This window comes from Streptomyces sp. NPDC005485 (assembly GCF_040606085.1).
GTDB lineage: Bacteria > Actinomycetota > Actinomycetes > Streptomycetales > Streptomycetaceae > Streptomyces.
On sequence record NZ_JBEXDZ010000208.1, the window covers coordinates 1 to 14872 of the forward strand.

Sequence of the window (14872 nt, forward strand, 5' to 3'; positions counted from 1 at the left end):
GGTTTTAATTCCTGTTTTTTCGGGCCACCCCCGCGGGGGGGGCGGGGGGGGTCATATCCCCCGGGTTCATCCCCCGGCGGGGCCCCTCCCCGAGGGGAGGCGACCATCGGCGTACCCGGCCTCGTCTTCGGGCCGCTAGGCCTTCGGGGCCACCTTGGAGAGGCCGTTGATGATGCGGTCCATGGCGTCGCCGCCGGTGGGGTCCGTGAGGTTGGCGAGCATTTTGAGCGTGAACTTCATGAGCATCGGGTGCGTGAGGCCGCGCTGGGCGGCGATCTTCATGACCTTCGGGTTGCCGATGAGCTTCACGAAGGCGCGGCCGAGGGTGTAGTAACCGCCGTAGGTGTCCTTGAGGACCCGCGGGTAGCGCTGGAGGGCGATCTCGCGCTGGGCCGGGGTGGCGCGGGCGTGGGCCTGGACGATGACGTCGGCCGCGATCTGGCCGGACTCCATGGCGTACGCGATGCCCTCGCCGTTGAAGGGGTTCACCAGGCCGCCCGCGTCGCCGACCAGCAGCAGCCCCTTCGTGTAGTGGGGCTGGCGGTTGAAGGCCATCGGGAGGGCGGCGCCGCGGATCGGGCCCGTCATGTTCTCCGGGGTGTATCCCCAGTCCTCCGGCATCGAGGCGCACCAGGCCTTCAGGACCTCACGCCAGTCGAGCTCCTTGAAGGAGGCGGAGGTGTTCAGGACGCCCAGGCCGACGTTCGACGTGCCGTCGCCCATGCCGAAGATCCAGCCGTAGCCCGGCAGGAGGCGGTCCTCGGCTCCGCGGCGGTCCCACAGCTCCAGCCAGGACTCCAGGTAGTCGTCCTCGTGGCGGGGGCTTTCGAAATAGGTGCGGACCGCGACGCCCATCGGGCGGTCCTCGCGGCGGTGCAGGCCCATCGCCAGGGAGAGGCGGGTGGAGTTGCCGTCGGCCGCGACAACCAGGGGCGCGTGGAAGGTGACCTCGCGCTTCTCACCGGTGTCGCCGAGCTTCGCGTGCACACCGGTGATCCGGCCGGTGCGGTCGTCGATGATCGGGGCGCCGACGTTGCAGCGCTCGTACAGCCGGGCGCCCGCCTTCTGCGCCTGCCGGGCCAGCTGCTCGTCGAAGTCGTCGCGCTTGCGGACGAGTCCGTAGTCGGGGAAGGAGGCGAGTTCCGGCCAGTCCAGCTGGAGCCGGACGCCACCGCCGATGATGCGGAGGCCCTTGTTCCGGAGCCAGCCGGCCTCCTCCGAGATGTCGATGCCCATCGAGACGAGCTGCTTGGTCGCGCGGGGCGTGAGGCCGTCGCCGCAGACCTTCTCGCGCGGGAAGGCGGTCTTCTCCAGGAGCAGGACGTCCAGACCCGCCTTCGCCAGGTAGTAGGCGGTGGTGGAACCGGCTGGCCCGGCCCCGACGACGATCACGTCGGCGGTGTTTTCGGAGAGGGGCTGGGGCTCGGTCACGGCGGGATCTCCCCAAGGTTAGAAATCTGCGTGCTGACGGGCACTGGACATGGGCAGTCTATGCAGCGGTACTGATCACCCGGCTGAAGGGTTGCCCCGTGAACCGAGCTCTCCCCGACGTACGGCTCCGCGTCCCCACCGACGAGGACGCCTTTGCCTGGCACCGGATCTTCGCCGACCCGGATGTCATGGAGTTCCACGGCGGCAAGGCGGCCGAACTGTCCGTGTACGAGGAGCTGACCGCCCGACAGCGCCGGCATGACGCGGAGCACGGTTTCTGCCTGTGGACGATGCTCGACGACTCGGGCGAGGTCATCGGCTTCACGGGCGCGCAGCCCTGGCCGCACGCCTGGGGCCCGGCGGGGCAGATCGAGATCGGCTGGCGGCTCGGCCGGGCGTACTGGGGGCGGGGTTATGTCACCGCGGCCGCGCACATGACGCTGGAACGGGTGCGCGCGGCGGGCGTCACCGACGTGGTCGCCATGGTCAACGCACGCAACGAACGCTCCATCGCGGTGACCAGACGCCTCGGCATGGAGCTCGCCGAGAGGTTCACGACCCCGAGATCGCAGGAGGAGGGTCACCGCTACCGGCTGGCGCTCTGAACCGGCGGAGGTCTGACCCGGCGGAGGTCTGACACAGCGGAGGTCTAGCCCTGGCGGAACTCTGGCACAGGCCGGTTCTAGGACTCCGGCCGGTTCTGCGACTCCGGCCGGTTCTGCGACTCCGGCCGGTTCTCCACTACGGCCGGTTTTCCACTACGGCCGGTGCTCCGATTCGGCTCGTGCGCTGACGGTCCCGGCCGACGCTTCCGGAACGGGACCGGCGGGGCTTACCCTTCCGGTACCGCTGGGGGTGACGTCCGTGCGCATAACACCCAAGACACCCGAGGTGCGCGTCCCGCGACTGGTCGGCCTGATGGCCGTGGACGCGCGCGAGACGGCCGAGGCGCAGGGCGTGCTGCTCGCCGCGCCCGACCGCCCCGACTTCCACCTCGCGGTCATCGACTACGTCGTACGCCAATATCCTCCGCCCGGCGCCGAGGTGCCGCGTGGCGCCGTGATCACGGTGTGGTTCGAACTCGGAGACGGTGAGGGCGGCGGCGCGGGGGTGCGCGAGCCGCGCCGGCCCGGTCCCCCGTCGGGCGGGATGCGCCGCGAACTCGACGAGCCGGGCGACCCGTTCGAGATCCTCAGGTGAGCCGCCCGCGCCCTCGGCCTAAGTGAGTTTCCAGGAGTCGAGGGCGACGCGGAACGTCTCCACGAGACCGCTCTGCCAGGCGTCGTCGTGTCCGACGATCATGATCGCGTACTCGGTGCCGTTCGCGGCGACGTACCCCTGGTCCTTCGCGTGGACGGTGGCTCCCGACTCGTCGGTGTACGTGTACTCCCAGATCGCTCCGGCGCGCCCCTGGAAGGTGTTCTTCTCCAGCTTGATCCGCCGGTAGTCGGTGTCCTTCTTCTTGGCGGTCTTCTCCAGGGTCACGAAGTTGTCGTACGAGGTGTAGCCCGCGTTCGCGATGACGCCGACCTGGAGGTGCTCCAGGCCGGCCGAGCCGGCGTAGGTGACCTGGGTGCCGTTCTTGACGCCCACGCGTGTCCAGCCGTCCGGGACGGCGAAGGAGAAGCCCATGGGGTCGCCCAACTGGTGGTAGCCGTCGGGCAGTTCCACGGATGACGTCGTGGCGTCGTCCGTCGCGTTCCCCGTCGCCTCCAGCGAGGGGGTACCCGTGGCCTCGGTCGTCTGCGACTCCGGCGAGGTCGGGGACGGGGAAGCGGGCGAAGAGGCCGACGGGGTCGCGGCGCCCGTCGGCGTCGAATCGGCCGCCGGTTTGTTCGAGGATCCGTCGGAGCGCTGGTCCTGCCAGACCAGTACGCCCGCCGCCGCCCCGCCACCCACGACGAATGCCACGGCAAGGGTCACCACCCAGACGAGCGAGCGACTGCGCGGCTTGGGGGTGACGGGCGGCCGCTGCCCGAGGTGCACGGTGTGGAAGTCGTACGGCATCGGGGTCGGGGCCGCGACCGGGCCCGGGAAAGGAGCAGGGGGTGGGACCGGGACGGAGACGGGGGTCGGGAGCGGTGAGGCGAATGCCTGCGGCGGTACAGGCCCCGGCGTGGGACTGCCTGGCAGCGGCGGAGCGGGCGGCGGGGTCACCGGAGTCGCCGGAGTCGCCGGGGGGAGCGGAGTCACCGAAGGCATCGCGGTCGCGGAAGGCATCGAGGTCTCCGACGGCACCGGCGCGCCCAGGCCCGGCACGGAAGCCATCCCCGAGCCCATCCCCGCGCCCATCCCCGCGCCCATCTCTGGGCCCATCCCCGAGCCCATCGAGCCCGCCCCCAAGCCCGCAATCCGCAGCAAATACGGTGCGACGAACGCGGCGATGAAGATCCAGAGCAGACCGAAGAGCAGGGCGTAGGGGAAGTCGAGGCCGATCGAGACGCTGCCGCTGCGGGACCCGCCCGAGGAGTAGCCGGAGCCGTACCCGCTGTCGTCCGAGCTGCTGCCGGACAGCTCCCAGCCGAGGCCGCCGAAACCTGCGAGCAGCAGGAAGAGGCCGTAGAAGACGCCCGCGGCCAGCAGTTGTTCGCGGCGGTCGGCGGAGCGGCGCGCAGCCATGACGCCAACAGTCAGGGCGCAGACGAGGCCGAGGGCCAGTGCGCCGACGATCGCCCAGGAGTTGGTGACGTCGGCGAGTTCGGAGAGGCCGAACGACTCGTGGTCGTATCCGCCGCCGTAGCTGTACGACGACGTGCCGCGCGCCTCCCCCACGATGGGCGTGCCCCAGGACAGGCCGAGGGCCGTGACCGCGAGGTTGGGCAGCACGAGCAGCGCGGCGGCCAGCGGCGAGATGCTGTCGGTGTCCCACAGGTCGTCGAGGCCGTCGATCTGTGTGAGGCAGATGAACGCGACGACGGAGCATAGGAGGAGGACGACAGACAGCGCGCGCAGGGCGGTGCCGGTCGCGCGCAGCAGGGCCCGCGTGCCCGGCCGGGCCGCCGACCAGCGTGCCAGGTCGTCACCGTGCAGTACGCCGGCCGCGACCGCGAACCCGAGCAGAAGGGCTCCCAGCCCGGCGAGCAGCGGCGACGACGAGACCTGTACGACTCCCAGGAGCGTCGGCCGCGCGACCAGCCCGAGGCCCAGGACGCCCGCGGTCACCAGAAGCGCGACCCGGGCGGCGGCCTCGAGCCCGGCGGTCGTGCTCTGCGGGCCACCGCCGTACGGGCCGGGCTGCGCGAACTGCGTACGCGGCATCCCAGCGACCGGCGCCGCCGCAAAGGGCATCCCCGCAACCGGCACCCCCGTAGTGCCCGGCATCCCCGCGCCCAGTGCCGCTGCCCGCAGCGCCTCCAGCCGCAACATCCGGGTCCGCAGCATCCGTGCGCCGATGAAGAGCGCCGCGATCCACAGTGCGGTGACGGTGAGCGGGACGAGGGACAGCGAGCCGCCTCCCTCGAAGTCCCCCGCCAGGCCGCCGTCTCCGCCGCCCCCGCCGAACACCGACGCGGGCGCCGACTTCACCTCGAAGCCGCCGCCGAGCGCCTGCAGCAGCACGGCGAGGGCGACCCGCGTCCGGTCGCCGAACCCGATGATCGCCTCTCCCCCGTCGGAGGACTGCCCGTAGGAGGGAATCCCCAGCGCCACGGAGGCGATCAGCAGCAGGCCGACAGGCCAGAGCGCCGCCTGCACGGCTCCCGCCCAGTCACCGCGGAACGTACGGCCGAGGAAGGCGCCGAAGGGCGACTGCCGGGTGGGGCCGGGGGCGTACACCGGTGGCGGCGGCCCCAAGGGCTGCGTACCCGGTGCCGGCGGCGCGCCGGGAGGCGGCGGCGTACCCGGTGCCGGCGGCGCGCCAGGAGTCGGCGCCGCGCCGGGTACGGGCGGCGTACCCGGCACCGGTGGGCTACCCGCGGCAGCGACCGCCGGTGTCTCGGACGGCACATCCGCCGACGCGGCGCCCGGGGCATCGCTCGGCGCAGTGCCCGGCACATCGGCCGGCACATCGGCCGGCACATCGGCCGGCACATCGGCCGGCGCATCGGCCGAGACATCCGCGGATGCACCCACCGCCGGTACATCCGTCCGGGCATCCGTCCGGGCATCCGTCCGGGCATCCGTCCGGGCATCCGCCGGTGCCTGCCGCTCGCGTCCGCAGTGCATGCAGAAGCGGGCCTCGTCGGGACCGGGAACCCCGCAGTGCGGGCAGTGCGACGCCATGGAAACGCTCCGTCGTCCAGAGAACTCGTGCCGTGATCGGACGTATTCAACGGACGGAGTTTCCCATTGACCGGTTCCCGTCAACGTGTCCTTCGTACGAGTGAATCGACTCCGTACGACCTACGTCGGGGCCAGGGGGTGTCTTGAAGGTCCTGTGCGGTGCCCGCGGTGTTCGGTGCGTGCCCTCGGCGTGCCGGACGATGGCCCTCGTACTGGACGTACTTGGGTCTTCGGCCGGTGCGGCGAGGGTGCGTGCCGGGCGCCGTGGGTGCTGTGCAGGACTTTCAAAACACCCCCTAGGCGGGCTTGAAGCCCCGGTGCAGCGCCACGATGCCGCCCGTGAGGTTCCGCCATGCCACCTTCGACCAGCCCGCCTTCTGCAGGAGCCCGGCCAGCGCGGGCTGGTTCGGCCAGTCGCGGATGGACTCGGCGAGGTAGACGTACGCGTCGGGGTTGGAGGAGACGGCGCGGGCGACCGGGGGCAGCGCGCGCATCAGGTACTCGGTGTAGACGGTCCGGAACGGCGCCCAGGTGGGGTGCGAGAACTCGCAGATCACCACGCGGCCGCCGGGCTTGGTCACCCGGTACAGCTCGCTGAGCGCGGCGTCGGTGTCCTGGACGTTGCGCAGCCCGAAGGAGATCGTGACGGCGTCGAAGGTGTCGTCCTTGAAGGGCAGCTTCGTCGCGTCGCCCGCGGTCAGCGGCAGCCAGGGGTAGTTCTTCTTGCCGACGCGGAGCATGCCGAGCGAGAAGTCGCAGGGGACGACGTACGCACCCGTGCGCGCGAAGGGCAGCGAGGAGGTGGCTGTCCCCGCGGCCAGGTCCAGGATCTTCTGCGCGGGCCGGGCGTCGACCGCCTTCGCGACCTCCTTGCGCCACACCCGGTCCTGGCCGAGCGACAGCACGTCGTTCGTCAGGTCGTACCGTTCCGCCACGTCGTCGAACATCGAGGCGACTTCGTGCGGCTGCTTGTCCAGGGATGCGCGGGTCACGGTCCCTATTGTGGCAGTACGGACCGGGCGACTCTCCAGCACCCGGCCCGTATGCCGGTCTTCATCCACACAGCGGCCTCTGCCTCACGGCAGCAGCTTCGGCTTCTTCTTCCCGGCCACGTCCTCGACCCAGCCGAAGAGCGGGATCGCGACCCAGATCAGCACCCAGCCGATCCCGAACATGAACCACTGGCTCTCCAGCGGCAGGTACTTCTCGAACGCGGGCACGTTCCAGAACTGGTCGATCAGCGGGACGGCCAGCACGAGGGCGATCTCGTGCCAGAGGTAGATCGTGACCGCGCGCGCGTTGAAGATCGTCACGATCCGGTCGGTCCGTCTGAAGCGGGCCAGCCACGCGAAGTCGACGTCGTAGTACGCCTTGAAGTACATCAGCAGTGTCACGAAGCCGGCCGAGTAGAAGGTCTGCGCGACCGGGATGTCGTCCAGGTCGTAGCTGCCGGTCTCCGCCTGGTGGGAGAAGGCGTACCAGGCGCCGTACGCCAGCGCGGCGAGCGACAGCGCGACCACCGCGAACGGCTTCAGCCGCTGCAGCACGCGCTCCCGGTGCGCGAAGCCGACCACCCAGCAGAACAGGAAGGTGGCGAGGTCCGTCAGCGCGCTGCCGAAGCGGTTGTCCGGCGCCTCCCAAAGGAACTGCAGGACCAGGACCGGCGCGAGGGAGCCGAGCAGCACCGGGATCGGCGCCTTGCGGAACACCCACAGGAGCACCGGCGAGAGCAGCACGAACCACAGGTACGTCCGCAGGTACCAGAGGATCTCCCAGGCCTGCATGCCCCAGTCGTTGCCGGGCGGGTCGCCGAGCGGCACGATCCAGTAGACGATCTGCCAGCCCGGCATCCAGTCGTGGATCATCATCGCGACCACGACGAAGAACCCCCACACCCAGAACGGGGGCAGCAGCCGGCGCATCCGGCTCCTGACCACCTTGAGCGCGGGCCGCTCCAGGGACTTCGCCATCAGCGTGCCGGCGAGCGCGAACATCACGCCCATGGACGGGAAGACCATGCCGGCCCAGGGCCAGCCGAAGGTGTGGTACGCCACCACGCGGACGAGGGCGATGGCTCGCAGGGCGTCGAAGTAGCGGTCCCGTCCGCCGGACTTCGGCTTCGGCTTCGGCGGCGGGTTCTTCGTCGTGCCCTCGGGGCCCGCGGGGTCGGTGCCTGCCTCGACCGCGGGCTCCTCAGGCTCGACCACCGGTTGGACCACCGGCTCGACCACCGGCTCGACCACCGGCTCGACCACCGGCTCGACCACCGGCAGCGGAGCCGTCTCCTGGGCATAACCCTGCCCGTTCCCCGGTCCGTTGCCCTGCCCGCTCCCCTGCCCGTAGTAATCCGCGTACTGCTGCTCGTAGGGCGGTTGATACGGCTGTTGATACGGCTGCTGCTGGTACGGCGGTTGGTACGGCTGCTGGTACGGCGGTTGCCCGGACCCGTCATAGCCGCCGCCGTGGCCGTATCCGTACCCGTGCCCCTGCTGCTCCGACCCCCAGCTCATCAGCTCACCCCCGCCGGGGTGCCGACCTCGCCCGTGCGCTTCAGCTTCTGCCAGCGGAGGCGGCCGCCGGTGAGGGCGGTGATGGAGGAGTGGATGAGGACGAGGTACATCATCTGGCGGTAGGCCAGTTGCTGGAGCGGCATCATCAGGAGATAGCGGTACTTCTCGCGGTCGAGCCGGAACGCGTAGGCGGCGCAGAGGAGTTGGACCGCGAGCACGGCCAGCCAGGCGAGGAGGGAGGCCCAGAAGTCCACGAAGATCATCGAGTAGACGGTGAACACGTCGATGAGCGGGGCGAAGACCGGCGTGACGATCTGGAAGATGACCACGAGCGGCATGCCCACCCGGCCGAACCGGCCCGAAGGACCCTTGTCCGTAAGGGACTTGCGGTGCTTCCACAGCGCCTGCATGGTGCCGTACGACCAGCGGTAGCGCTGCGACCACAGCTGCTTGAGCGAGCCGGGCGCCTCGGTCCAGGCCCGGGCGTGCTCCTGGTAGACCACGCGCCAGCCCTTGCGGTGCATGGCGATGGTGATGTCGGTGTCCTCGGCGAGCGTGTCCTCGCTCATGCCGCCGACCTCCAGTACCGCGTCGCGGCGGAACGCGCCGATCGCGCCCGGAATGGTGGGCATGCAGCGCAGCAGGTCGTACATGCGGCGGTCGAGGTTGAAGCCCATCACGTACTCGATGTGCTGCCAGGCGCCGATGACCGTGTCGCGGTTGCCGACCTTGGCATTGCCCGCGACAGCGCCGACATCCTCGTTCGCGAACGGCTGCACCAACTGCCGTACGGTGTCCGGCTCGAAGACGGTGTCGCCGTCCATCATCACGACGATGTCGTAACTGGCGTTGCGCACACCGTTGTTGAGGGCGGCGGGCTTGCCGGCATTTTCCTGGCGGATGACACGGACATTGGGTACGCCCATCGCCTCGACAAGGGCCGCCGTACCGTCCGTCGAGCCGTCGTCGACGACGATGATCTCGATCGGATGAGTGGACTGAGTAAGGGAGTTGATCGTGTTCTCGATGCACTCCTTCTCGTTGTAGGCCGGCACGATCACGCTGACGGGGCGGGTGACCTCGGGCCCCCAGCTGAACCGGCGCTTGTTGCGCTGCCGGAAGTGGCGGCGGGCGAGGATGAGCATCATCCCGAACCGGCCCATGACCGCGACGCCCACGACAGCGAGTCCGGTCGCGAGCCCCGGCATGCTCCACTCGGCGAAGGCGACCGCGTAGATGAGTGCCCTGCCCTCGTAGAGGGTGGTGCCGGTGGCCTTGCGGTGGGCGGCCTGCTCGACGGCGGCCGAACCGGCGGAGGCACGGGAACCGGGCGCGGCACCGGTACCGGGAGTCCCGGCGGCCTGCCGCTGCCCGGCCTGCGCGCCCGCGTTCGCCGACCGCTGCTTGGCCAGCGCACCGCTCACGGTCGTGAAGGTGTACCCCTTCGCCTTCATCTTCTTGATGTACTTCGGCAGCGCCAGCAGGGTCTGGTCCCGGTCGCCGCCCGCGTCGTGGAAGAGGACCGACGCGCCCTTGTTCTTCTTCGGCGTGGCCGTCTTGATGATGCTCGCGACGCCCGGCTGCTTCCAGTCGTCGCTGTCGGTGTCGATGAAGACGCTGGTGTAGCCCAGCTTGGCGATCTTCTTGTAGACCGGCCAGCTGTAGTTGTCGATGGCGTCGGTCTCCGCCGAGTACGGCGCGCGGAACAGCGTCGTCGTGATGCCCGCCGCGCCCGCGAGGGCCAACTGCGTCTGGTTCAGCTCGCGTTCGAGGCGCGAGGTGCTCTGATACGAGAGGTCGACGTGCGAGAAGGTGTGGATGCCGACCTCGTTGCCCTGCGCCACCATGTCCTTCACGGCGTCCGGGTAGCGCGAGACCATCGAGCCCACGACGAAGAACGTGCCGGGCACGTCGTTGTCCTGGAGGATCTTGAGGACCTTCTCGGTGTACTCGGGGTTCGGACCGTCGTCGAAGGTCAGCACGATCGTCTTGTCCGGTACGGACTTGGCGTCCACGGTCCCGTTGCTGGACGTGAAGATCGGTCCGGCTTCCAGGATCTTCTGCGGTACGTCGTCGTAGGCGGCGCCGTCGCGCACACGCTGGTCGCTGAAGACCTCGCCGCGCAGATAGCCGTCCAGGAGCATCACACTGGTCAGGCCCAGCAGAAGCAGCAGGGCGAGGATCACACGGGGTTTCTGCAGCGCCGCGGCCTTGCCCGCCGCCCGCTCGATGCGGGTGGGGGCGCGCCGGCGGCCGCGCGAGGGCGTCGTCGTAGTCATAAGTGTGGGTGCGTTCCGGTCAGTTGGCGCCGGTGGAGGCTGACGCGGCGGGGGTCGGGGCGGAGCCGGTGGCTGTGCCCGAGGGCGGAGTGCCGGTGGGCTTCGTGGGCGGTGTGCCGGTGGGGGCGCCGGTCGGCGCGCCGGTCGGGGCGACCCCGTCCCGGCCGCCCTGCTGCCCGTAGCCTCCGGGCGCCGAGCCGGCCCGGCCGCCGCCGAAGGGCGTGATCGAGTCGCTCAGCGAGGTGCCCCAGCCCATGAAGGCGAGGCCGAGCACGGCCACGTACCCGAGGGAGAGGACGCACAGGAGGGTGGCGAACCGGCGCACCAGTCGGGCTCTGCGCCCGGAGTTGTCAACGAAGACGGGTCCCTCTTCGGACCCGCTGCCGCGCTTGCGGCCACGTCCGCGCACAGGAGCGCGGTTTTCGACGGCGGACTCGGATTGCATTCCCCGGACATTAGGAGGCCTTTATGTGCCAAGGCCTTGATCCCTTGTGAGAGAACCATGAGAGCCCCCCTCAACCTGTCTCCTTCCTGAGAGATTCGCAGAACGTCTGCGCAGTTCAGAGGGGGCACACCTAGACCTTATGCCCTATTTTGATGTCCAACTCATCCGATTCATGCACCATTTTCCATGGGGCTGCTGTGTCATTCCTGTATTCAGGATTCCCAGCCGGGTGTGACACATTTCTATTTCGTCGACACATTCTGTTTCTGTCCTGAGACATTCCGGGACGGAAATCACGAGAGCGGGTGCATGCGCAATGAGGAGTTTCCTGAAGCCGGCCGCCGGGCTCGTCTGCCTGGTGGCACTGGCCTGTGCGGGGTGCTCCTCGGGCGGTGACGGCGCCACGGACGCGGCCCCCGCGCAGCCCTCGAAGACCGGCGGCGCGGCGGCCTCGGCCGCCGCGTCCGTCTCCCCCACGGAGTCGTCCACCACCTCGTACGCCCCCTACGTGAGTGCCACGACCGCCTCCGACAACGACGCCTCCGGAACGCCTACGACGTACAACCTGGCCTTCGTGATCGCCGACGGCAGTGCCTGCACACCGAAGTGGAACGGGACGACCGCCCTCGCCGACTCGGCCACCAAGTCCCGGATTTCGGCGCTCAAGAAGTCCGGCGCGAGCGTGCGTGTCTCCTTCGGCGGGGCGTCCGGCAAGGAGCTCGCCTCGACGTGCGACAGTGCCTCCGCGCTCGCCGCGGCCTACGGCAAGGCACTGGACGCGGCCGGCTCGACTCAGGCGGACTTCGACATCGAGGGCGACGAACTGGCCGACTCGGCCTCGGTCGCGCTGCGTTCGGAGGCGATCGCGCTGCTGCAGAAGGAGCGAAGCGACCTGAAGGTCACCTTCACGCTGCCGGTCATGCCGTCCGGCCTCGACTCCGAGAGCCTCGCGCTCCTGGAGTCCGCCAACGACCACTCCGTGCAGGTCTCCACCGTCAACATCATGACGATGAACTACGGCGAGTCGTACGACGGAGACATGGGCACCTACGCCCTGACCTCGGCCAAGGCCGCCCACACCCAACTGAAGAAGGTCTTCGGGCTCTCCGACGCGAGCGCCTGGCAGGGCATGGCCCTCACCTCGATGATCGGCGTGAACGACGTCGCGGGCGAGACGTTCACGCTCGCCGATGCCGCCCAGGTCCGCACGTTCGCGGAGGAGAAGAAGGTCGCCTGGGTGTCGATGTGGTCCTCCTTCCGCGACCAGCAGTGCGAGGACGACGACTCCGCCTCCGACGACGCGGCGACCAACTGCAGCGGGGTGAAGCAGAGTTCGGGAGCGTTCGCGGAAGCCTTCTCGGGCTGACGGCGACGGTGGCGCCGATGGCCGACGGCCGATGGGCCAATCACCGGCGGCGGTACACCAGACGCCCGCCAAGAACCGTAGCCACGCACGTCGCCGCCCCGCGCCGCACGAGCGCCTCCTCGTCCGGCACGTCGAACACGGCGAACGTCGCGTCCATGCCCTTCGACGGGAGCGGCGACAGGGCCGCCTCCGCCAGGGTGCGCCCGGCCAGCGGGTCGAGCGACGGCGGACCCGCGGGCCGCTCGAACCGCTCCTCCTGGCTGAGCCCCACCCGCAGCACCGCGTCCGAGACGGCACGCCGCCGCAGCGCCCCGGCGACGGCGACCGTGCCGTGCGCCAGCATCCGCTGCACACCGCGCCGCGCGCTCGCACCCCACCGGGCGTCCGTCATCGGGAAGGCCGTCGCGAGCGCGGCGAAGGCGTCACCGGTGACGGGCTCAAGGCCCAGCTCATCGGCCTCGCGAGGGTCCGGATGGTAGACCTGCTCCAGCAGTTCGGGCCCGTACGGATTGCACAGCCCCGGTGTCAGCAGCCCCGGCCACCGCCGGATCCGGGCCGTCGGATGCGCGGCGACCAGCTCCTCGTACGGTCCCAGAGCCGCGAGCTCCCGCCCGTCGACGAGCAGGGCGCCACCGGGCACGGGAGGCCGCCGGTCCCCGGTGATCACGAGATCGGCGGCGTGAATCGTCAGCATGGCGACGCTAGTTGGAGGCGAGCAGCTTCAGCTCGGGGTGGGCGGTGCCACCCTCGATCGCGGTGGACGAGATGTGCGACATGACCCGCTCGTCGACCGGGTCGTTCGCCGGGTCGTCGTGCACGACGATGTGCTCGTACGTCGTCGTCCGCTGGGCCGGCACGCGGCCCGCCTTGCGGATCAGGTCGATGATCTCCATGCGGTTGGAGCGGTGCTTGGCTCCGGCGGAGGAGACGACATTCTCCTCCAGCATGATCGACCCGAGGTCGTCGGCGCCGTAGTGCAAGGACAGCTGCCCGACCTCCTTGCCCGTCGTCAGCCACGAGCCCTGGATGTGGTTGATGTTGTCCATGAACAGCCGGGCGATGGCGATCATCCGCAGGTACTCGAAGAGCGTGGCCTGCGTACGGCCCTTGAGGTGGTTGTTCTCGGGCTGGTACGTGTACGGGATGAAGGCGCGGAAGCCGCCGGTCCGGTCTTGTACGTCGCGGATCATCCGCAGGTGCTCGATGCGCTCGGCGTTGGTCTCGCCGGTGCCCATGAGCATGGTGGAGGTGGACTCCACGCCCAGGTTGTGGGCGGCCTCCATGATCTCCAGCCAGCGCTCGCCGGACTCCTTGAGGGGAGCGATCGCCTTGCGCGGCCGCTCGGGGAGAAGCTCGGCGCCGGCGCCGGCGAAGGAGTCGAGCCCGGCGGCGTGGATCCGCTGGATCGCCTCCTCGGCACTCACCTTGGAGATGCGGGCCATGTGCTCGACCTCGGACGCGCCGAGGGAGTGGATGACCAGCTGCGGGTACGCGGCCTTGATCGCGGCGAAGTGCTTCTCGTAGTACTCGACGCCGTAGTCCGGGTGGTGCCCGCCCTGGAACATGATCTGCGTGCCGCCGAGCTCGACGGTCTCCGCGCAGCGGCGCAGGATGTCGTCGAGGTCGCGCGTCCAGCCCTTGGCGGTGTCCTTGGGGGCCGCGTAGAAGGCGCAGAACTTGCACGCCGTGACGCACACGTTGGTGTAGTTGATGTTGCGCTCGATGATGTACGTCGCGATGTGCTCGGTACCGGCGTACCTGCGGCGGCGTACGGCGTCGGCGGCGGCGCCCAGCGCGTGCAGCGGGGCGTCGCGGTAGAGGTCGAGCGCCTCTTCCGGGGTGATCCGCCCACCCGCGGCGGCACGGTCGAGGACGGACTGAAGGTCGGCCTTCTCGGTCACCGGGAGCGTCCCTTTCGTCATTTTCGCGAGGGTGTGGACGGACCCGGCCAGCCTACGCCAGCCACTCCCACCGCCCGACGTCAGGCCGTGCACGACCCGGTCAGGAACCCGACGTCAGGCCGCATACGCCCCGATCAGGAGCCCCACGTACGCCCCCGCGACCAGGAACGGCCCGAACGGCATCGACGTCTTGCGCCCCGCACGCCGCACGACGACGAGCCCCATCCCGTACAGCCCCCCGAGCAGGAACCCCGCGAAGGTCCCCAGGAACAGCACGCTCCACCCGTACCAGCCCAGCACCGCCCCGAGCCCCAGCGCGAGCTTCACGTCTCCGAAGCCCATGCCGTTGGGGTTGATGAGGAAGAGCACGAAGTACGCGGCGCCGAGCGCGAGCGCACCGTAGAGCGCTGCCGGCCAGTCGCCCGCGTGTTCGGGTATGAACGTCACGACGCCGAGGAGCGCGAGTGCCGCCCCGGCCAGCGGGAGCGTCAGCACGTCGGGCAGTCGCTGCACCCGGAAGTCCACGACGGCGAGGAGTACGCCGAGGGGTGCGAGCAGCAGCCAGACGCCCAGCTCGGGCCGGGTGCCGGTGGCGAGGGCGAGACCGGCGCACAGGAGGGCGGTGGCTGTGGCGGTAGTTGCGCAGAGCAGGGTCAGCAGCAGGAAGGTGTGGTTCAGTGCGGTGAGGTGGGTCAGCCAGCCGATGACGGCGGGCCCGG

12 protein-coding genes and 1 pseudogene are annotated in these 14872 nt (G+C 70.0%); 3 read left to right on the forward strand and 10 right to left on the reverse strand.

All coding sequences use genetic code 11. From position 1 onward, the window contains the following. Window positions 1-135: 135 nt before the first annotated feature. A complete protein-coding gene (locus tag ABZS97_RS39820; protein ID WP_356147025.1) occupies window positions 136-1431 on the reverse strand; it encodes a geranylgeranyl reductase family protein in 1296 nt (431 codons plus the stop codon). A gap of 98 nt (window positions 1432-1529) precedes the next feature. Between ABZS97_RS39820 and ABZS97_RS39825 the strand changes: the two genes are divergently transcribed. Both ABZS97_RS39825 and ABZS97_RS39830 read left to right on the forward strand, forming a co-directional pair. Next, window positions 1530-2036: a GNAT family N-acetyltransferase gene (locus ABZS97_RS39825; protein ID WP_356147028.1), complete on the forward strand. Its 507-nt coding sequence runs from the start codon at window positions 1530-1532 to the stop codon at window positions 2034-2036. Window positions 2037-2295: 259 nt separating this feature from the next. Beyond that, a complete protein-coding gene (locus ABZS97_RS39830) occupies window positions 2296-2631 on the forward strand; it encodes a PASTA domain-containing protein (protein WP_356147031.1) in 336 nt (111 codons plus the stop codon). Between the two features lie 18 nt (window positions 2632-2649). Here ABZS97_RS39830 and ABZS97_RS39835 read toward each other — a convergent pair whose 3' ends face one another. The 6 genes and pseudogenes from ABZS97_RS39835 to ABZS97_RS39860 form a co-directional block, all read right to left on the reverse strand. After that, window positions 2650-5223: a hypothetical protein gene (locus ABZS97_RS39835; RefSeq protein ID WP_356147061.1), complete on the reverse strand. Its 2574-nt coding sequence runs from the start codon at window positions 5221-5223 to the stop codon at window positions 2650-2652. A gap of 360 nt (window positions 5224-5583) precedes the next feature. After that, window positions 5584-5652 (reverse strand): annotated as a pseudogene (locus ABZS97_RS39840) (zinc-ribbon domain-containing protein); the annotation flags it as partial. Window positions 5653-5948: 296 nt separating this feature from the next. Further along, the gene (locus ABZS97_RS39845) at window positions 5949-6644 is read right to left on the reverse strand and encodes a demethylmenaquinone methyltransferase (RefSeq protein ID WP_356147036.1); all 696 of its coding nucleotides are present in this window, start codon (window positions 6642-6644) and stop codon (window positions 5949-5951) included. A gap of 84 nt (window positions 6645-6728) precedes the next feature. Next, entirely contained in the window at window positions 6729-8162 is a 1434-nt protein-coding gene (locus ABZS97_RS39850) for an acyltransferase (protein ID WP_356147040.1), read from the reverse strand. Beyond that, window positions 8162-10441 (reverse strand): bifunctional polysaccharide deacetylase/glycosyltransferase family 2 protein, encoded by a 2280-nt coding sequence (locus ABZS97_RS39855; protein ID WP_356147042.1) that lies wholly within the window; start codon window positions 10439-10441, stop codon window positions 8162-8164. Before ABZS97_RS39855 ends, ABZS97_RS39850 begins: the two co-directional genes overlap by 1 nt. Before the next feature lie 19 nt (window positions 10442-10460). Next, window positions 10461-10886, reverse strand: a complete 426-nt coding sequence (locus ABZS97_RS39860; RefSeq protein ID WP_356147045.1) for a hypothetical protein — start codon at window positions 10884-10886, stop codon at window positions 10461-10463. Between the two features lie 316 nt (window positions 10887-11202). Here ABZS97_RS39860 and ABZS97_RS39865 point away from each other — a divergent pair, with 316 nt between their 5' ends. Continuing rightward, entirely contained in the window at window positions 11203-12252 is a 1050-nt protein-coding gene (locus ABZS97_RS39865; RefSeq protein WP_356147049.1) for a chitinase, read from the forward strand. A gap of 40 nt (window positions 12253-12292) precedes the next feature. Here ABZS97_RS39865 and ABZS97_RS39870 read toward each other — a convergent pair whose 3' ends face one another. The 3 genes from ABZS97_RS39870 to ABZS97_RS39880 all read right to left on the reverse strand — a co-directional run. After that, a complete protein-coding gene (locus ABZS97_RS39870) occupies window positions 12293-12946 on the reverse strand; it encodes a hypothetical protein (protein WP_356147052.1) in 654 nt (217 codons plus the stop codon). A gap of 7 nt (window positions 12947-12953) precedes the next feature. Continuing rightward, the gene (mqnC, locus tag ABZS97_RS39875) at window positions 12954-14153 is read right to left on the reverse strand and encodes a cyclic dehypoxanthinyl futalosine synthase (RefSeq protein ID WP_356147058.1); all 1200 of its coding nucleotides are present in this window, start codon (window positions 14151-14153) and stop codon (window positions 12954-12956) included. Between the two features lie 114 nt (window positions 14154-14267). After that, on the reverse strand, window positions 14268-14872 hold a 605-nt coding region (locus ABZS97_RS39880), incomplete at its 5' end, for an A24 family peptidase (RefSeq protein ID WP_356147055.1).

Bases quoted from the DNA above. Each gene is read 5' to 3' on its own strand.
- ABZS97_RS39850 (WP_356147040.1), bottom strand. From the start codon at position 8,162: ATGAGCTGGGGGTCGGAGCAGCAGGGGCACGGGTACGGATACGGCCAC.
- ABZS97_RS39855 (WP_356147042.1), bottom strand. From the start codon at position 10,441: ATGACTACGACGACGCCCTCGCGCGGCCGCCGGCGCGCCCCCACCCGC.
- ABZS97_RS39860 (WP_356147045.1), bottom strand. From the start codon at position 10,886: ATGCAATCCGAGTCCGCCGTCGAAAACCGCGCTCCTGTGCGCGGACGT.
- ABZS97_RS39865 (WP_356147049.1), top strand. From the start codon at position 11,203: ATGAGGAGTTTCCTGAAGCCGGCCGCCGGGCTCGTCTGCCTGGTGGCA.
- ABZS97_RS39870 (WP_356147052.1), bottom strand. From the start codon at position 12,946: ATGCTGACGATTCACGCCGCCGATCTCGTGATCACCGGGGACCGGCGG.